The sequence below is a fragment of the Cellvibrio sp. PSBB023 genome, from assembly GCF_002007605.1.
Lineage (GTDB): Bacteria > Pseudomonadota > Gammaproteobacteria > Pseudomonadales > Cellvibrionaceae > Cellvibrio.
In genome coordinates, this window is the sequence record NZ_CP019799.1 from 1,368,443 (window position 1) to 1,385,759 (window position 17,317).

At 49.9% G+C, this 17,317-nt stretch carries 17 protein-coding genes and 1 CRISPR repeat array (1 of these 18 only partly in view); all 17 genes read right to left on the minus strand.

From position 1 onward, the window contains the following. Nucleotides 1-946: a CRISPR direct-repeat array (repeat unit 29 nt; unit sequence CGGTTCATCCCCACGGGCGTGGGGAACGC); it begins 2,379 nt to the left of the window's first position. A 101-nt stretch (nt 947-1,047) separates the two neighbouring features. Then, a complete protein-coding gene (cas2e, locus tag B0D95_RS06085; protein ID WP_078043063.1) occupies nt 1,048-1,353 on the minus strand; it encodes a type I-E CRISPR-associated endoribonuclease Cas2e in 306 nt (101 codons plus the stop codon). Beyond that, nucleotides 1,350-2,276, minus strand: a complete 927-nt coding sequence (gene cas1e / locus B0D95_RS06090; protein ID WP_078043064.1) for a type I-E CRISPR-associated endonuclease Cas1e — start codon at nt 2,274-2,276, stop codon at nt 1,350-1,352. Before cas1e ends, cas2e begins: the two co-directional genes overlap by 4 nt. Continuing rightward, nucleotides 2,269-2,772: a DUF3368 domain-containing protein gene (locus B0D95_RS06095; RefSeq protein ID WP_078043065.1), complete on the minus strand. Its 504-nt coding sequence runs from the start codon at nt 2,770-2,772 to the stop codon at nt 2,269-2,271. Before B0D95_RS06095 ends, cas1e begins: the two co-directional genes overlap by 8 nt. After that, nucleotides 2,747-3,067 (minus strand): type II toxin-antitoxin system prevent-host-death family antitoxin, encoded by a 321-nt coding sequence (locus B0D95_RS06100; protein ID WP_210403685.1) that lies wholly within the window; start codon nt 3,065-3,067, stop codon nt 2,747-2,749. The genes B0D95_RS06095 and B0D95_RS06100 overlap by 26 nt, the downstream gene beginning before the upstream one ends. A gap of 115 nt (nt 3,068-3,182) precedes the next feature. Beyond that, entirely contained in the window at nt 3,183-3,953 is a 771-nt protein-coding gene (gene cas6e / locus B0D95_RS06105) for a type I-E CRISPR-associated protein Cas6/Cse3/CasE (RefSeq protein ID WP_078043066.1), read from the minus strand. Continuing rightward, nucleotides 3,953-4,744 carry a type I-E CRISPR-associated protein Cas5/CasD gene (gene cas5e, locus B0D95_RS06110; protein WP_078043067.1) on the minus strand — a complete coding sequence of 264 codons (792 nt, stop codon included), beginning with the start codon at nt 4,742-4,744 and terminating at the stop codon, nt 3,953-3,955. Before cas5e ends, cas6e begins: the two co-directional genes overlap by 1 nt. 8 nt (nt 4,745-4,752) lie before the next feature. Beyond that, a complete protein-coding gene (cas7e, locus tag B0D95_RS06115; protein ID WP_078043068.1) occupies nt 4,753-5,826 on the minus strand; it encodes a type I-E CRISPR-associated protein Cas7/Cse4/CasC in 1,074 nt (357 codons plus the stop codon). Between the two features lie 25 nt (nt 5,827-5,851). After that, nucleotides 5,852-6,409 carry a type I-E CRISPR-associated protein Cse2/CasB gene (casB, locus tag B0D95_RS06120; RefSeq protein WP_078043069.1) on the minus strand — a complete coding sequence of 186 codons (558 nt, stop codon included), beginning with the start codon at nt 6,407-6,409 and terminating at the stop codon, nt 5,852-5,854. Continuing rightward, nucleotides 6,409-7,992 (minus strand): type I-E CRISPR-associated protein Cse1/CasA, encoded by a 1,584-nt coding sequence (gene casA / locus B0D95_RS06125; RefSeq protein WP_078043070.1) that lies wholly within the window; start codon nt 7,990-7,992, stop codon nt 6,409-6,411. The genes casB and casA overlap by 1 nt, the downstream gene beginning before the upstream one ends. Nucleotides 7,993-8,007: 15 nt before the next feature. Then, nucleotides 8,008-8,166 (minus strand): hypothetical protein, encoded by a 159-nt coding sequence (locus tag B0D95_RS20540; protein ID WP_168172410.1) that lies wholly within the window; start codon nt 8,164-8,166, stop codon nt 8,008-8,010. Between the two features lie 157 nt (nt 8,167-8,323). Then, nucleotides 8,324-11,035, minus strand: coding sequence for a CRISPR-associated helicase/endonuclease Cas3 (locus B0D95_RS06130; protein ID WP_078043071.1), 2,712 nt, complete (start codon nt 11,033-11,035; stop codon nt 8,324-8,326). Nucleotides 11,036-11,141: 106 nt separating this feature from the next. Next, the gene (locus B0D95_RS06135) at nt 11,142-11,990 is read right to left on the minus strand and encodes a YafY family protein (protein WP_078043072.1); all 849 of its coding nucleotides are present in this window, start codon (nt 11,988-11,990) and stop codon (nt 11,142-11,144) included. Nucleotides 11,991-12,076: 86 nt separating this feature from the next. Continuing rightward, on the minus strand, nt 12,077-13,567 hold the full coding sequence (locus tag B0D95_RS06140) for an FGGY family carbohydrate kinase (protein ID WP_078043073.1): 1,491 nt from the start codon (nt 13,565-13,567) through the stop codon (nt 12,077-12,079). A gap of 56 nt (nt 13,568-13,623) precedes the next feature. Continuing rightward, nucleotides 13,624-13,965 (minus strand): DUF1820 family protein, encoded by a 342-nt coding sequence (locus B0D95_RS06145; protein ID WP_078043074.1) that lies wholly within the window; start codon nt 13,963-13,965, stop codon nt 13,624-13,626. Between the two features lie 153 nt (nt 13,966-14,118). After that, nucleotides 14,119-15,675 carry a DHA2 family efflux MFS transporter permease subunit gene (locus B0D95_RS06150; protein ID WP_078043075.1) on the minus strand — a complete coding sequence of 519 codons (1,557 nt, stop codon included), beginning with the start codon at nt 15,673-15,675 and terminating at the stop codon, nt 14,119-14,121. Between the two features lie 24 nt (nt 15,676-15,699). Beyond that, the gene (locus B0D95_RS06155; protein ID WP_210403687.1) at nt 15,700-16,731 is read right to left on the minus strand and encodes an HlyD family secretion protein; all 1,032 of its coding nucleotides are present in this window, start codon (nt 16,729-16,731) and stop codon (nt 15,700-15,702) included. Next, the gene (locus B0D95_RS06160) at nt 16,724-17,275 is read right to left on the minus strand and encodes a MarR family winged helix-turn-helix transcriptional regulator (RefSeq protein ID WP_078043077.1); all 552 of its coding nucleotides are present in this window, start codon (nt 17,273-17,275) and stop codon (nt 16,724-16,726) included. Before B0D95_RS06160 ends, B0D95_RS06155 begins: the two co-directional genes overlap by 8 nt. Nucleotides 17,276-17,317 lie beyond the last annotated feature (42 nt).

Sequence of the window (17,317 nt, forward strand, 5' to 3'; positions counted from 1 at the left end):
GCGGTTCATCCCCACGGGCGTGGGGAACGCCCATGTACTTATAGAGTCACCCACTAAACAAACGGTTCATCCCCACGGGCGTGGGGAACGCTCATCTATTAGTTCATAATATCCAAGATTTATCGGTTCATCCCCACGGGCGTGGGGAACGCCCGAAGAGCTTGCCGCAGCTACCCAGCAATTGCGGTTCATCCCCACGGGCGTGGGGAACGCCCGAAGAGCTTGCCGCAGCTACCCAGCAATTGCGGTTCATCCCCACGGGCGTGGGGAACGCATCGCGCTGTCACCCCTGTTACGTTTCTGCGACGGTTCATCCCCACGGGCGTGGGGAACGCGATTTCAGATTCAAAGCAGGCATATGTGCAGTCGGTTCATCCCCACGGGCGTGGGGAACGCTTAACGTGTGAGACTCTAGGTCATACTCAACGCGGTTCATCCCCACGGGCGTGGGGAACGCTAATTTTTCATCACTAAAATCGCGCGCTGCGCCGGTTCATCCCCACGGGCGTGGGGAACGCAAATCATTGACCAAAATGATTTGCCCGAGCTGCGGTTCATCCCCACGGGCGTGGGGAACGCTTGTTCTGACCAAAGCATGAAGTCTTTGGGCGCGGTTCATCCCCACGGGCGTGGGGAACGCTTCCTCTGCCAACAGCAGATTAAACAAGCGCTCGGTTCATCCCCACGGGCGTGGGGAACGCTTACCACCGTATTGCATGGGTTTTGCCAAGAACGGTTCATCCCCACGGGCGTGGGGAACGCTCGCCTCTGCGCATTGCCAATATATCACGCGCCGGTTCATCCCCACGGGCGTGGGGAACGCCGATTTTGTTCTATTATTTTTGCAAAACCGTCCGGTTCATCCCCACGGGCGTGGGGAACGCGTCTGAAGCGCAAGTTCAACTCGCCATGGCTGGCGGTTCATCCCCACGGGCGTGGGGAACGCACTTAATGCAACCCATTGATCTACCGAAAGAAAAATGGGTTGCGGAATTCTACCGATTTTTAAAGAGCAAAAACACACCGATCACAAATGATGATCATGTGTCAAATGAGATCAGTTTTTTTATCCGGAGGTAGGAAAGACACCAAACGCAAACCGTCAAACTCAACAGGGATTCGGCGATTGCTGCCAAGAGTTTGAAAGTCAAAACCGGACTCTGTATTGGTCGCCCATGCCATGACGATGTTGCCATCTTCGATCATTTTTTCGCATTGCTGCCAAATCATTTCACGCACACGGCGAGTGGCATCCCCCACATACACGCCTGCCCTAACCTCCAACAACCACACCGCAAGGCGACCGCGTAAACGGGGCGGCACATTTTCAGTGACTACTACCAGCATACTCATTTGGTGCGATGCCCTTCATCACCCAAACTATCGGGGTTAGGGATGGCTGACGCGACAGATTCTGGCGGCATTTCAGGCGGTTTTATTTCACCCGCCGCAAGCACCTCTTCAATGGTAGGAATTATTTTTTCAAGAATATGGCTACTACGAAAAATATCGCGGCACGCCAAGCGCACTTCACGATCCGGATTGTGCGGTCTTTTACCAGCGATGCGAAATGCAATAGGCACTACTGAATCAAATTTAAAAATATCGGCAATGTCATACACAAACGACAGTGGCTTTCCAGTATGGATAAATCCCACTGCAGGCGCATAACCCGCCGCTAGTACCGCCGCCTCAGTGATGCCGTATAAACAGGAAGTGGCCGCCGACAAACATTGGTTGGCAACATCGCCCTTCTCCCAATCTTTTACATCGTAATTGCGGCCATTCCACTGCACACCATATTGCTTTGCCAGCAGCTTATAAGTTTCGCGTACGCGTGCACCTTCAATACCGCGCAACTGCTCTACGCTACGTCGTTGCGGTGGTGCCTCACCAAAACGCAGTTCATACATTTTGCGCACCACTTTCAAACGCAAATCATCATCTAATGCGAGTTTGGCTTGATACAACAATCGATCTGCACGCGCCCCGCCCGGTTGGCCAGATGCATATAAACGCACTCCCGCCTCACCCACCCATACCAATAATGTTCCCACCGTGCTCGCCAATTTAACGGCAGCATGAGAAACGCGAGTGCCTGGTTCCAACATTAAACAAGCAACAGAACCAACGGGAATATGGGTACGGATACCAGTTTGGTCGATCACCACAAATGCACCATCGACCACATCAATTTGGCCGTACTGGATAAACATCATAGAAATGCGATCTTTCATCGGCAGGGGTTTTAACGGAGGGGGTGGAGCGTCACTCATTGGCTAACTCCAAAATCTGTGCAACCAGCGCATCACTTAAAAAATAACCTGAGGCAATTAGTTCTTGCAATTTTAGCTTAACAGCAGGCAATAAACCTTTGCGTTTAGCCAGCAATAACACACCGGGAGCGCCAATTATTTTGAGGTGATGAGCTTTGGCCGCTAAACGCCCCAAACGCTCATCAATCAAGACAGTTGCCTGTTCGACCAGTGCGTATTCCAAGGCGGTTTGTTCACCGCGATCCAAATGCGATAACGACACGCGCACTTGCGGGTCAGGTACAACAAGTAAAAAACCAGCATGGATTGCAGCTTGGACTCGCTGCGCGTCAAGGCGCTCCAACTTAACCAAGCACTCAGCCGCTACGCTTTGCGTAACGCAGACCTGATCAAAAAGCCCGCACAAGGCTTGTAAAAAATCAACGCGCGCCAACGCCAATAATGGGCTGGTATCAGCTACCAATAATTGATTAGTCCTTGAATTGCTCAAGCTCATCCGCCAACTCTTCCTTTGAGTAATCAACAACAGGGATCTTTTTCTTTGCCAATATATCCATCATTTCAGAGGCAGATACACCAGCCACACGCGCAGCTTGCACCAAGGTTGCCTGATGACTTGCAAACAACCGTATCGCCAGAGACATCCCAACACCAGATTCCAACAAAGCGTCATCAAACGGCACTGCCACAAATACTGGCTGCCCATGTTTGGTGATAAGCGACAAATGCCCCAACTCCGCCTCGCGGATAAGCTCCCCTGTGCGATTGCGCAGGTCACGAACCGTAAACATCTCCATAAAAACCTCAATTGTGCCAACAAGTGTTGGCACATTTTGCGCGCCGGATGGTTGTTTTTCAAGCAAACATGTCTAAACACATCGAATTCGAGGGGTTTAGGCGTAGCCATCAAATGCGGCGTACAAGCATCAAACCACAGCCGAAGGCTTTAGATGGCCCCAAACCTGATACCAGCATCTGCATGAACAACTCAGGATCTTCAACCGTCACAACCCCCTCGTAGTCCATCGAGCTAAAACCCGCGTTGCGATCCTTTTCAGGTAAAGCATTCCACCGATAGCCAGTCGCCTCAACGCTGTTCAACTCATAGCCATGAGTAACGCCACGTTTTTTGATCCAATCTACTGCCGCAGTTTCAGTTGCCACATCCAAAGCATCAGAAAACTCTTTGCGTTGCTCATAATTTTGAAAGTCAGCATGACCAAATAAGAGTGCTCGCAAATCGCTTTTCTTCTCCAAGCATGACAATCCTCGTGCTTTGCATGCAGCAATCAAAAATTGGCGCTGAGCATCCATCACCACATCGTGCTTGCTGGAGTTTTTCTTACCCTCCACTTTGCGCGCAACTATAGGATTTGCTCGCAACTTAAAGGCTAGCTGATCACCTCTACTTAAACTGGGCGAAAATGGTTTTGTATCAATCTTAAAAATGGGTGATTCCAACACCGGCTTCTCTACCGAGAGAACATAGTAAAGCGGTAAATGCCTCTCCATCCCCAACTGGTCTTGAGTGTTTTCTTCACGGAATAAAAACCGCTCTTTAGACTCGAACAAGTCCCACAAAAGCCTGTGCATACCGTAGCTACGCTCTTTGAGTAATAAACCCAATTGCGAGTAATTGGCTATGGCAGCGGTTAATTCAATGCGTGATAAATACATCAGCTAGCCTCCTTACTTGTGTCTAACTTGCTGTTATGCAACCACAGGTATTCCGTGCGTGGTGCAAACTGCCAGCGACGGCGCGATGTTGGTTTGTCATGACGCGAAAGTTTTTGTACATGCTGCGGATTAAAAATCTGATCCTGTGCAGAAAAACTGTGTAAGTCGCCCTCCCAGTAATAATGCGTCAGATCATCGTGAGGCAACCAACGAGCATCACTCTCCCATTCGTATTTACCGCTCAATAAGGTTTTTACTGAATAGTCATCCAGTGCTTGACGAAAATTATCGGCAGTAATAATTTGCGCAGCCAGAGGTGCAGACAAGGGACAAGACTTGCGCCCTAAATACAAATGAAACTTGGGTGACTGCAACGCGTCTTGTAACGATTGCAAATCATAAGGCGCTCCATCCAACGCTTTGATGGCAATAATTGCTTGCGCATCGGTGCGATATTCACGAGTTGATAACACAGTTCCCAAACGATCTTTACCCTGCACAATTTCATCGCGCCGCGTACGGTAGCGAAACTTGCCTACAGAATCCGGCGCTTGGGCAGTGTGGTAATCCTTGAGCACCTGCCCGGCTTTTAGTAACTTAACTGCTTGCCAATAACCTTCGGTTAATTGGTTATGCAACTCCTCTTGCTCACGCCGAATGCCCAGCGCCGCTGCCAATAAACCAGTAATGGCAGACTTGCTTGGGTAGACTGCACTGTGGCGCGCCTCCCCTACTGCAATTTCCCCCCAACTGGCCATTGGCCCATAGAGGCGAAAAACTAAAAAGTCCATATCGCCTCCTAGTGAGTTACAAATTCAAGTAACTCACTCATGCTGCCTTCCGCTGTTATCGCATTGAGCTTGTAAGACGCATCACTGCAATTGCCATAAACTTTATCAAAATTAGCTGCTTGTAATTCCAACGCGGCAATAGATTCAGCCGCATAATCTTCTGCATTTTTACCCAAGGGTTTTAAGAAGGCGACAGACAACGAACGCGGCTGTTGATTGCCCAGCTCAGCACGAACATAGGACGCATAAGCGCGGCTGCCAAAACTGTTTTGTTTGCCCGCAGGCGCCACTTTAATCGCCGCTTCGGTTAGGGCTTGAATCGCTTTGTCGGCGAGTGCTTTATCGCCATTAAGGTTTTCGATAAGCAGCTCTTTATTGATGCAGATGTAGGAATAAAACAGGCCTGCAGCAAAACCCGTTTCGCCAATGTGCGCTGCACCCGCATCCTCATTGTGATCATTCAAATCATCTACCGCAGTAAAGTAATCGTCTTCAATCACCACACCGTGAACAGAAATAGCGTGGGCAACTTGGCAAGCGGCCTCAACATTAAATGAAGGTTTGGAAGCCAACATACGACCAAACAAAGCAATGTCTGCTGCCATTTCGCTTGCGCGCAATATAGTTAATTCGTTTTCTTCGGGCGCCCGCTGTTCGGCAATTAACGTTTTCACCAAACTATCAATAACTGTTTGTTCGGCTTGACTGACATGCACTAACTGCTCAATCTCCAAGTCATTAAAAGGGTTATTTGCGTCTTCTTTTTTGAGCTTTCCAAATTGCCCTGCAATAGCCTGTGCCCAGGTTTTGGCTTTTTTATCTACTATGCCGCCTGCCAATAACTGCTGGTATACATTTACACCAAGCATTTTTGAGCGAACCCCCACATGTCCATGCAAAGCATCTTGAAACAAATCCGACGTGCGCCAAGTACGCTTTAAACTTTGCGATGAAACCCTCAGGCGATCCACTCCACCCATTTTGGCTGTCTTGGGGCGCCCTAAATCATCGCGGTTTAAATTGGCAGGAGGATAAGAAGTAAGTAAATGTAATTGTAAAAAACGGTTTTCTTGATTAGTCATGGTATAGCTCCTTGTGAAATTAGAATTAGTCTTTAAATGCGGCGTAGTAATCACTGGCCCAACGAACCGCCAAGCGGTCTTCGGGTTTACTGGCGGGGCCAGTGCGAAATTCGATTAACCAATGGGCGATGTCGTCGGCCAGCGAGGCGATATTGGCTTTACCTCCCAACAGATTTACCGCCCGACAAACGCGGGTAAAAAAATCTTCCGGTGAACGGCTTTTTTGTAATTGCTGAAAACGCAGCTCACTCATAGCAGCTTTACCACCCGCCTCTTTCGGCAGCGCTAGCGATTTAGCAAAGCTAACATCTGCTTTTTGTGGTTCGCTTTTTACCCGCGCTAAAACTGCTGCAATCAGCGCGATTTCAGAAATAGAAAGCACAACTCCTTTACCGGTTGAACCTGTACCCCAAGTTTCTGGCATAGCCTGGAGAAAATGTGCAAATGCCGAAGTTAACAGCACATCATCCGCATTAGCCGCACGGCGCAATTGGGCACGATCACCACGCTTATCATCCAGCCCTGCCCACCAGCGCTTTAAACAGCTTGCATCCTCTTCGCTGATTTTTTTTAACTTAATCATTACGCCACCTCCTCTGTTGTAGCTGCCAACTGCTCTAAATGTTGCAGGCTTTTTAACTTGCCCAAGTTAATTAATAAAAATCGGCGCGCACTGGTAATTCGCTTCATGTCCATGTCTTCCGCATCGCCCTCTAACACCCAGTAGTCAAATAACGTCAAGGCTTGGTTAAACATAAGTTTTCGCCAAGTAGCGGCCACGCTTGCAGGCATAGTGCGGGTGTTACTGGGCTGTTCAGCGAGTATTTTTAATTGCTGATAGAAAACAGGTTCTGTAGCTTGCCAGAAGGATTGATCAATCATGCTGGTATCGCCTTTAACATCCTTAGGGCGACTAAACCAACCGGACTTTACTTGTGAACGCAATTCTTTAATTACATCTCTTGCGCTATTAAGCAGATCAGAAACCAGCTTAAAAAATAGCTCCCTATATTCTTCGCCGATAGCAATAACTGGCATGGTCTGCTCGTACCAGCAGCGGGCTTTCATGTTGTCCATGTCATAACCAAAGCTCCACAGTTTTACCGCATCGCATGAATCCAATACGCGCAGTTTGCTGTCGTAAAAATGCTTGATGCTCAAGGCAGCTGCATCACCATTACTCGGATCTGCCCACATAAGCCCCAACCAATGCCTATAGCCCAAGCCGCCCTGCTGACCTTTAAGGCTGAGTGGCGGTTGTTCATTTTTTGGATCAAAGCGATAGGGTGTTAAGGGATGAACCCAGGGACCTTCATAGTTCACACCGTAATTCTTGGTGCGGAAATGGGAAAATAATTCAGTGCAAGCATCGCCACATAAATCACACACGCCTGCGCCTTGGGTTGGCTCAAGGCGAATACGTCGCGGCATACCCCAATACATTTGTAGCGGATGAACATCATCAGGCAGGGTTGCGCCGCCAGTTTTGTCGGACACTCGGGTAGCAGCCATCCAAGGGAAAATATCACCACTGGGTGTGTGAGCTTTGGGGGCTAATTCTTCTTCAGTTAACACGTTCAACCACAGTTTTTGCCACAAACTCGCATGAGCGCTTTCGGGCAGCAACAAGCTCGTTAATGGGCCACCACCACGCAATCCAACGCGATGCCCCACCCCGCCCGAGGGCGCATTAGTTTGTAACGTAAATAAGGCGCTCGCGGTACAACTGGCGCAAGCACCTGCCAGCGTGCCACCTTTTACAAAGTGATCGAGATGGTCTTTAAGGGTTTTACCGCCGGGGGCATCTATTAACAAAGCCGCCAATTCCTTGGGCTCATCATCCAGAACTGTAAAGTCCTGCAGAAAAGCCAAGCCTTGCGGGTTAAAAAATTCAAAGGCGCCGGAGAAAGGTGCCAGCACCTCTTTTAGTTGCTCGGTACTGGGCGGAGCCTGCCAATACTTTAGCCACTCGTCTTCATCCTCGGACGCAAAGCTGGTTTGCAAAAGTCCAATTAAAAACTGATACAAAGCCCCCTGAAAATCTGGCCTTGGGGCAGCCAGCTCCACCACTGAATTTCCTGTATCAGTTAGTTGCCAGGGCGCAATTTTGCCCCTTTGTCCATCCGCATGAATAACGGGTATCCACGGATCATTGATTAAGTTCATCACACCTCCTCTATGTCATGCCTTGTTTTTCGATATTACTAAGATGCCAAATATCAACGCCATCCCAGCCACAACCCCAAAGATCAACGCCAGTGCAACTAAAGCGCTCGCAGACGGTGAAAGTTGATTTAACTGCTCAAAAAGCTGTAATAGAGACTGAAACAATTGCGCCATAACACGACCCTCCGTCATCAAGTTGAATACAAGATAACCAGGATCATTATTTTTGTAAAGTACATACGGGTTTTTTATTTTATCTTATTGGAAATAACCTGTATGATCAAAACCGTTCTCTGGAGACTTTCAGAGATGAACCGTACATACGGGTTTTTCAAATACGTTCCCCACCTTCGTGGGGATTTTTTACCCCCAACCATCCATCTACAGCCCGATACAAACACTCAGCACCCTGAATAAGGGGTATTAGCTCTACCCACCGCAGACTCACTTCACGCTCTTTGAGCTGCTCCAAAGACTCCATCAAACCCTTTGGAATCAGCTTCTTAGCCTGCTCCCACTCAGCCTTGGGTAAACTCAATTGGCTTAATGCCCACTTGTGCGGAACATCGCCCGCATAGGCAACCCAATTACCATCATCACCCTGTTTTACCAACACACAGGTCACCGTATCGCCACCCAAACGCGTGGGGATATTGACCTCCTCACTCCAGCCGCCATTGTGAATAGCGCTCGCTTGGGTGTAACCCTTATCCAACTTCAGCTGATTAAAATTGCCCATACCAGCCTCAGCTCGCTGTTCGCCTTCGGCTTTTTTGCTCGCCGCTGTTAATTCATTGGGAATTTCATCTTGAGCATCGTCGCTATAAACCCCCTCAATCAATTCGCGGGCATCCTGCGGCATGGAAAAACCATCATTTTTTAACAGCACTTTGGTGGTTAGCCAAAGCTGGCCAACATTGGGATAAACCGCTTGGGTGCCGGGCAACAAGCCACGCAACCATTGGCTATCTGCAACCTGTGCCGGATCGGGCGATAAAAGCCACAAGCAAGGCGGCTCACGCTGCTCTTGTGCATCCTCACCGATTAAAGGCTCGCCCTGCATAGTTCTGATATGACGCTGCAACCGGCCTGCTCGCTGGATTAATAAATCAACTGGCGCCAAGTCGCTAACCATTACGTCAAAATCCAAATCCAAGCTTTGTTCTACAACTTGAGTAGCGATGAGAATCTGCCCTGCGCGATCCGCTGCTTTTGAGATCTTACCGAAGCGTCGCAACACATCCGACTCAACCATTTGACGATCAACCATTACATAACGGCTGTGAAATAAACTGAGTTTTTCCGGCTCTCTCCACGATTGGCTTTGCAAATACTGATAAGCATTGCGCGCATCTTTAACAGTATTACGAATCCAACATACACACCGCCCCTGCTCCACCATTTTCTGAATTAACGCAAAGGCTTCATCTTCATTATTCAAACGTTGCACAGCCACACGCCGCTCAACACTTTTACGAGAAGCAACAGGTGACTCCTGAAAATTTTCTTTACTTAATTGAGTCACCCAAGGGTAAGTGGCTTGCTCATTTAACTCTGGGGCTAACAAACTTGCACCTCGCGCAAAGGCCCCGGTTAGCTCACTACGAAAACGATAGGGCAATGTCGCAGAAAGCAAAATAACACTGCCACCTTGCGCGGCATGTGCCTGCAACAAAGCCACCAACAAGCTACGCATATAGGGATCAAAGGCGTGAACCTCATCCACTAGCAATACCTTATTCGTTAAACCCAATAAACGTAGGGATTGATGGCGCGCTGGTAAAACACCCAATAAAGCTTGATCAATGGTGCCGACACCTACATCAGCCAATAAAGCTTTTTTGCGGCTATCAGCCAACCAATGATTGCAATAAGCGCTGGCCGACAACTCATTGGCTTCATAATTTTTGTCGTCTGTCTGTGTCAATAAAGCAACTGAATCACTAAAAGCTTTTGATAATTTACTGGCACCATGAGCCAAGACCAAAGAAGGCAATTCTTGTTCAGCGTATAAGCTGCGATAACTTTCCGACATGCGCTTGTACATAGCATTAGCCGTCGCCATAGTCGGCAAACCAACATATAAACCACTTGCCAAGCCTGCCGCCATCAACCTATGTACCAACACCATGGCAGCCTCGGTTTTCCCTGCGCCGGTAACATCCTCAAGAATAAATAGCTGCGGAGCTTGCCCCAACTCAACAGTTTGCGCATAAGCCTGCAAGGGCGTTGGGCTTTTAATGAAATCGAACTGTTGGCGAATGGATACAAATGGATTAACAAGCCTATTACCGATACCCGCAAGCTCAACCGCCTCAACTGCTTTAGGTAACGCTCTGGTTTCCCAGTAGTCTTTGAGTGGCATTGACTCAACACAGTATTTAAAAACCGCCTGATTGGAACCTAACCAATCCGCCAAAACAGCCAATCCCGCAAATTGCCATGAGACTTGCTTAAAGATTTTTTTATCAACTGACTGTAATGGCGTCAGGTCAGGCATCCATTGCGCAATAACATCTGCAACAAACTGCTCTGCAGCTATTTCATCTTCTTCCAACAGGTAAGGTTTAATAACCCGTAAACTTTCCGGCGGCTTTCCATGATGACCGCACACAACCTCTAACCACCCCTCAAAAATACGAGAATATTCGGCAGGGATTGACTGCATCATTTTTTTATTTAAAACGTTCACCCATAAAGCGAAACCGAGCGTGTCATGCCTTTTGTCATAAATACAATTATTATCAAAAGGCACAAGTGAAGAGGATAGATTTGGTGCGAGATTCTGAAATGCGCGGCAGAACTTCCCTAAATCATGCAGCATCAAACAAAAGCAAAACCACGATTGTAACCACCGAGGATCAACATTTAATTGAGTAGCCAAGTGCTTGCATAGTAGCTTTTCAGGATCGAGCAATGAATAACCCACCGCCGCCACATCCAAACAATGGTATGGCAACAAGTGATAATCAGGCCCTTCGGCCTGCGGGTCTTTTTTTGCTTTACCCCAATACTGAAAATAACTTTCCACTGCTTTCCTCATTCACTGCTGTTCGCACAGGCTGACTTTACACACATCAAAATAGTTAGCAAGACTGCACAAAAACACAGGTAAACAGACTGTAGAGGCTTTTGGCAATTACAGGGTATTACCCCTCAAACAACCACTCTTTTATGTCCAGTAAGTTGACACATATCAATTGCTGGGCTTCGGGAGTACCGTCCAGCATTTTGGTGCTGACTTGCATTTCGCGGAGTAAATATTGAACCAAGCAACCTTTGGTGGTGATGTGCAATTGGCCGTTTTGCATTTGATAGTCGTTTTCCAGCACTTCGCATTTTGCCGGGCTTAAACGAGGGTCGGGTTGCAGGATGATGGTGACGAGGGTGTTCCAGCCGTAATCTTGTTCGGTAGTGTGTTGGGTTTTATCGCGCAATAAGGGTACACCGCGAAAACGGCTGAGTACAAAATCGCGATAGTCCTCAGATTTTTCACACCACGCACGCAAATGCCAACGCAAACCGGTATTGATAAAACTGTGCGGGGCGATGGTGCGGCCCTCGCGATTAGGGTTATTCAATGAAACGTAATCCACATCTATACGTTTTTGTTGGCGCATAGCAGCGACAAGACCGCGCATTATTTCCGGTGCAATTTTGCGTGCGGGTAATTGCAGGTTTTCTGATAGTGATATGCCATAAACAGGCAATTGACGCTCGCCTGTACTGAGGTGACCGGAATGAAACCAGTGGAGATATTCGTCCGGGCGAGTGGAGATATAGCGGGGAGTAAATGTTGCAGTGGGTAAATAGGCCTTGTGCGAGGTGCAGTAATGCAGGTTGTTGGGCAATTGCTGTTTGTAGCGATTGATGTCCGCACTGCTTTGCTGTCGGCTGAGCTTAAAATAACTTTCCAGATCTTTCGCGTTTACTCGCCCTTCCCAATAGGCGAGTAATTCGAGCAATTGAAAGCGCTGGTGAGTGATAGTTTTTTCCATGTGCACTCCATGTGGTTATGCTTTTTTCAACGCTACCACAATTTTCACGCCTGCGTCATTCCATTTGTTTGCGTGCTATTTTTAAATCATGTACTGAGCCACTGCTGCATCGCCCCCTGCCAACACGCAAAGCGCTGCAACAAAACCGGATTCTCCTGAGGTACAAACACATCTTCCTGTATAAGGGGCTTCCAGCTTTCGGGTAAGCCAGCGGCCATGCAGGCGGTGCCTTGCAAGGTTGCATCGGCGTTGTCGCTGCGGTGAATGTTGGCACGAGTGAGGTCTGCTATTTTTTGGCAGACGGCACCGGCTTTGCTGAAGCCGCCGCTGATAATAATTTTTTGTACCGGCCCGAGTGAATTCATTAATTGCACATTGATAACAATTTGAAAAATAACTGACTCGATCCAGGCGAGGATTTTTTCTTGTGGCGATAAGCCTTGGCTGAAGTGCGATTGCAAATCGGTTCGCCAATAAGGCGCACTTAAACCGCCAACCGCATTTAATAAATAACAATCGCCCGCCGGATTTAATTCCAGTGCAGCGTTTATGTTTGCCGGTGTTATGGCGAGGCCGGTTTGCTCTTGCATAAAATCGATGGCAGCGGCTGCGCCATTGACTGTGGCTTCCCATGCGTAGAATGTCTGTTGATGTTTGGATTCAGGAAACCATAGCGGGCTGACTAATAAACCGTCTGGCGCTTGCAACTTGTCACTCAGGCGTTGGATAAACGCACCGGTGCCGATGTTGATGTAAACACAATCCGCTTGCGGCAAACCGCGCGCGAATAATGAAGCACCTTGATCGCGTGCGCAGGCGGTAAAAGGTATGGAATGATCACCCACTAATAAATCGCCAAAGTGGCTGTTGTGATGCAAACACTCCGGTAATACCGCGCGCGGAATTTTAAAATGTTCTAACAGCGTTGATTCCCATTCATTGCGCTGCAAATTCCACAACAGCGTGCGCTGGGCGTGACCGGGGTCGATAACGGATTTTGTATGTTGTGTGCGTGGTCGATCCAGCAGATGCCAGAATAAATAACTGACAATCGGCCCTATGCTTAAACAGTGATTGTGTTGTGCGGCGATAACGGCGCTGCTGTGCTCCAAACACCAGCGCATTTTGCTCACGCCATAATGGGGTGATAAACGCAAACCGGTTAATTGTTGTAGCTCTTGGTTGTCCAAGAGAAATTGCGCTAAATAAGGTTCGCCGCGAATATCCTGCCAACTCAGTACCGGTGTTAATGCATCGCCCGTGTGATTATTCCAACACAACAACGACGAGCCCTGCCCTGCAAAACCAGCGCTGGCAATATATTGCACATCGGCTCCCAAATATTGCTGGATGCTGTGAAGGCTATCGCGGATGCCCGCCAAAATTGCCGCACCATTTTGTTCAATGTGTGGGTAGGCAGAATCGGCCGCGCGTGAATGTTGTGTGGCGCAGGGCGAAGAATAGGCACAGATCTGCTGCCCAGCTGCGGTGTAAATGGCAACGCGAGTGCTTTGGCCGCCCTGATCGATGGCGAGGTGCAGGTTGTTATTGAACTGGCTGGAAAAAACCGGGGGCATAATACTTGCTCGACAGTGATGATCTTATCGAGCAAGTGTAGCGAGAAATGCGGAAATTATTCACCCGACTGGGGGCCAGGCATAAAACCGCTGTAGGGGAATTGGGCAATCTTGTCGCTGCCGCCTTTGACTTCGGTAATTTTGGCGGGGCCTTCTTTTTCCACTTCATCGATGCGCACAATCGAATGCATGGGAATATAGGAGCGCTTGACGCCCGCAAATTCGGTTTTGAGCTTTTCTTCGGCGGGGTCGATTAACAAGCCGCTGCGTTCACCAAACACGAATTCTTCAATTTCGATAAAGCCATACATTTCGCTCTGGTAAATCGCCGAGCAAAACACCTCGTATACCTGGCTTTGGTTGAGGAATATCACTTTGTAAACAGGTTTAACTGCCATAACACTCTCTACTGAAATGCGTTCCGGACGGACGCGGTAAAACACACCCCTCTTGACGGGCGAACCCCGGCAAGGGGCGCGAAGAATAGCACACCTTTTGGCGATTCTCGCCCCACTTGCTTATTTTCCATACAACCCGCCGGAACGCGCCTGTTATTCCATAGCGATGTTGGTCTCTGTAGCGGTGTTTTTGGGTGGTCGGCGCAGCAGTAACAACAGAGGCAGAGAAGCTAAGGTAATCCACATCATTAACTGAAAGTCCTGCAAATAGGCCAGGGTTGCGGCCTGCCGCTGCACTTCATTGTTGATGGCCACCAGGCCCTGGGTGGTGTGAATATTCCAGTAACCGCTCTCGCCCACCTTGAGCAGCGCCTGATTGTAGGGGGTGATGTAATCGGCAAAGGCGGCGTGGTTACGCTGGATATTTTGCTGTAATTCCGCCATCACCACCGAGATTCCCACGCTGCTGCCAATATTGCGCGTGAGGCTAAACAGTGCTGTGCCTTCTGTGCGGTAGCTGGCGGACATGGTGGAAAAGGCGATGGTAGTGAGCGGAGCAAACACCAAACCTATGCCAAACCCCTGGATTATGCTGGTTCTAACCAGCACCCACGCGGCGCTGTCGAGGCTGAACAGGGTCATCTCCCACAGCGAAAACGCGGTGAGTACCAAGCCGGTGAAAATCAGCTTTCTGGGATCGACTTTGCCAGAGAGGCGGCCGACCAGCATCATCGCCACCATCACTCCGGCACCGCGCGGTGCCATGAGCATGCCAACATCCAACACCGGGTAGCCCATCAGGTTCTGTAAAAAAGGCGGCAGCAAGGCCATGGTCGCCAACAAAATAATGCCCACGATAAACATAAACACCATGGCGACGGAAAAATTGCGATCCTTGAAAATGGCAGGTTCGATAAAGGGATTGCGGTGGGTGAAGATATGGGCCACAAACCAGTAAAAACCGAGCGCCATGAGAATCGCTTCCGTGATAATTTCCGGGCTGTGAAACCAGTTCTGGCTCTCACCGCGATCCAGCATCATTTGCAGTGCGCCTAACCCAAGACTGAGGAAGGCAAAGCCCAGTAAATCAAAGCGGCGCGCGTGGTTGATGGTGGTTTCCTTAACCGAGGTCAGAATGCCCAACAGGGCCAAGATCCCCAAGGGTAAGTTGATGTAAAACACCCAGCGCCAGTTGTAATGCTCCGTTAACCAACCGCCCAGTGTCGGCCCGAGGATGGGCCCCAACATCACGCCCATGCCCCACATCGCCATAGCGGAACCGTGTTTTTCACGCGGGTAGGCATCCAGTAATACCGATTGCGATAAAGGCACTAAAGCCGCGCCAAATATGCCCTGCAGCAGCCGGAAGCCCACCAGTTGGGGCAAGTTTTGTGCGGCACCACAGAGCATGGAAGCGATGGTAAAGCCCACAACCGACCAGACAAACAAGCGCTTGCGCCCAAAGCGATCCGCCACAAAGCCGGTCAGTGGCAAGAAAATCGCGGCCGCGACTATATAAGAAGTTAATACCCAGGAAATCTGATCCTGAGTGGCAGACATACTGCCCTGCATATGGGGCAAGGCAACATTGGCGATGGTGGTATCCAGCGCCTGCATAATGGTCGCCAGCATGACCGATACCGTTAGCAGCACCGGTGTTGCCGGGCTGGCAGGTGCTGTCGCCTTGGCCACAGCCGTCGAACTAGACATGAATCCCCCTCACCCCTTACCGGCTTAAATGGAAATACCGAACAGTGAACGTTTGTAATGGGTATCTATCGCCACATGGCTGCTCAGTCCAGCCTGTAAGGGTGGTGCATCATCCTGGGGCTGCAAGCGAATGCGGACTGGTACGCGCTGGGCGATTTTCACCCAATTGCCCGTGGCATTTTGCGCCGGAATAACCGAGAACTCGGCGCCCGTTGCGGGGCTGATACTTTGCACTTCGCCCTGCCAAACGCGCCCGGGGTAGATATCCAGGGTCACATCAACCACCTGCCCTACGCGCACATGGGTTAAATCGGTTTCAACAAAGTTGGCCTCTACCCACAGGTTATCGCTCGCTACCAGCGACATGGCTGCCGCGCCGACAGGTAAAAACTCGCCCACTTCTGGTGGTTTAGTGACAATACCGTCCCGCGCGGCCACCACGCGGGTGTAACCCAGATTCAATTGCGCCTGTTCAACCTCGGCAATGGCGGCGCGGTAACTGGGGTGTTGTTCCAGCGGCAAATCCACATCGCCCCCCAATGATTCGGCGATGCGCGCCAAATCGCGCTCCAGTGTGATGACCTGCTGCTCCGCGATACGGCGGTTATGACTGACTTCATCGTAGGCGGCTTTTGCCACCAGCTTGCGGCTGGCCAAATCGGCCTGACGCGCTTGCTCGCGGGTGGCATAGTCCTGATTCTCGCGGGCCAATTGCAATTCCGACTGTTTTTCACGATAGCTCGCTTGTAAGGCCGCCAGACTGGTACGCACTTCATCGAGCTTGGCCCCGGCCTTGGCGAGGGCGACCTGATAGGGAGCCGGGTCCACTACAAACAGCAGATCACCGGCGTTGACCTGATCGTTCTCTGCTACCCGTCGCTCGCTCACTACACCTGCCACCTGTGGCCGAACACTGATGACATCGGCCTTGGTATAGGCATTTTCAGTGGTGGCATAACGGCCACCGACCAGATAAATAATCAACCCTGCGAACAACGCCAGGGTGGGAATTACCACCAGCAGCAACAGGCGGCGCGATGGTTGTTTATCACTCATGATTGGATACCTCATTGGAATCTACTGATGTTTTGCTTGCTGTGCGATTAAGTACGGTCAGGTTGTCGCGCAATTGATTCATGCCTACAAACAGCGCTTCCACCTGTGCAGGCGAGAAACCTGCCAGCGCACGCTGCTGGAATTCACGGGTGGCGGCATTGATCAACCTAATCACCGGTGCCGCTGCCGGCGTTAAATAAAGCTGGAAAGCGCGACGATCCTTGGGGTCGGGGCGGCGCTCAATCAGCCCACTTGCCGCCAACTGATCCAGCAGGCGAGCCAGACTGATGGGTTGAATCTCCATAAAATCTGCCAAATCCACCTGCCGGATTCCCTGCCAGCGATAAACCCCTAAAAGCGCGCGCACTTGCGCCAGGGTCAGTTGGTGCTGCTCAAAGTAAGGCGCCGCAATGCGTCGCGTTAAACGCAGCGAATCTGCCAGTAAAAACGCCAGGCTTTCCTGTTCGGATAAGAGCGATGCTATCGATGATTCGGGAACGAGCGATGCGGTATCTGCATCCGGGGGATTGGTGGTCGGTTTCATAAGCCATCCTCATAACAAGCTAAAAATATAATATACATAGCT

What these genes read in the sequence shown, in the direction of transcription:
- cas2e (WP_078043063.1), bottom strand. Translation starts at nt 1,353, where the DNA reads ATGAGTATGCTGGTAGTAGTCACTGAAAATGTGCCGCCCCGTTTACGC.
- cas1e (WP_078043064.1), bottom strand. Translation starts at nt 2,276, where the DNA reads ATGAGTGACGCTCCACCCCCTCCGTTAAAACCCCTGCCGATGAAAGAT.
- B0D95_RS06095 (WP_078043065.1), bottom strand. Translation starts at nt 2,772, where the DNA reads ATGAGCTTGAGCAATTCAAGGACTAATCAATTATTGGTAGCTGATACC.
- B0D95_RS06100 (WP_210403685.1), bottom strand. Translation starts at nt 3,067, where the DNA reads ATGTTTACGGTTCGTGACCTGCGCAATCGCACAGGGGAGCTTATCCGC.
- cas6e (WP_078043066.1), bottom strand. Translation starts at nt 3,953, where the DNA reads ATGTATTTATCACGCATTGAATTAACCGCTGCCATAGCCAATTACTCG.
- cas5e (WP_078043067.1), bottom strand. Translation starts at nt 4,744, where the DNA reads ATGGACTTTTTAGTTTTTCGCCTCTATGGGCCAATGGCCAGTTGGGGG.
- cas7e (WP_078043068.1), bottom strand. Translation starts at nt 5,826, where the DNA reads ATGACTAATCAAGAAAACCGTTTTTTACAATTACATTTACTTACTTCT.
- casB (WP_078043069.1), bottom strand. Translation starts at nt 6,409, where the DNA reads ATGATTAAGTTAAAAAAAATCAGCGAAGAGGATGCAAGCTGTTTAAAG.
- casA (WP_078043070.1), bottom strand. Translation starts at nt 7,992, where the DNA reads ATGAACTTAATCAATGATCCGTGGATACCCGTTATTCATGCGGATGGA.
- B0D95_RS20540 (WP_168172410.1), bottom strand. Translation starts at nt 8,166, where the DNA reads ATGGCGCAATTGTTTCAGTCTCTATTACAGCTTTTTGAGCAGTTAAAT.
- B0D95_RS06130 (WP_078043071.1), bottom strand. Translation starts at nt 11,035, where the DNA reads ATGAGGAAAGCAGTGGAAAGTTATTTTCAGTATTGGGGTAAAGCAAAA.
- B0D95_RS06135 (WP_078043072.1), bottom strand. Translation starts at nt 11,990, where the DNA reads ATGGAAAAAACTATCACTCACCAGCGCTTTCAATTGCTCGAATTACTC.
- B0D95_RS06140 (WP_078043073.1), bottom strand. Translation starts at nt 13,567, where the DNA reads ATGCCCCCGGTTTTTTCCAGCCAGTTCAATAACAACCTGCACCTCGCC.
- B0D95_RS06145 (WP_078043074.1), bottom strand. Translation starts at nt 13,965, where the DNA reads ATGGCAGTTAAACCTGTTTACAAAGTGATATTCCTCAACCAAAGCCAG.
- B0D95_RS06150 (WP_078043075.1), bottom strand. Translation starts at nt 15,675, where the DNA reads ATGTCTAGTTCGACGGCTGTGGCCAAGGCGACAGCACCTGCCAGCCCG.
- B0D95_RS06155 (WP_210403687.1), bottom strand. Translation starts at nt 16,731, where the DNA reads ATGAGTGATAAACAACCATCGCGCCGCCTGTTGCTGCTGGTGGTAATT.
- B0D95_RS06160 (WP_078043077.1), bottom strand. Translation starts at nt 17,275, where the DNA reads ATGAAACCGACCACCAATCCCCCGGATGCAGATACCGCATCGCTCGTT.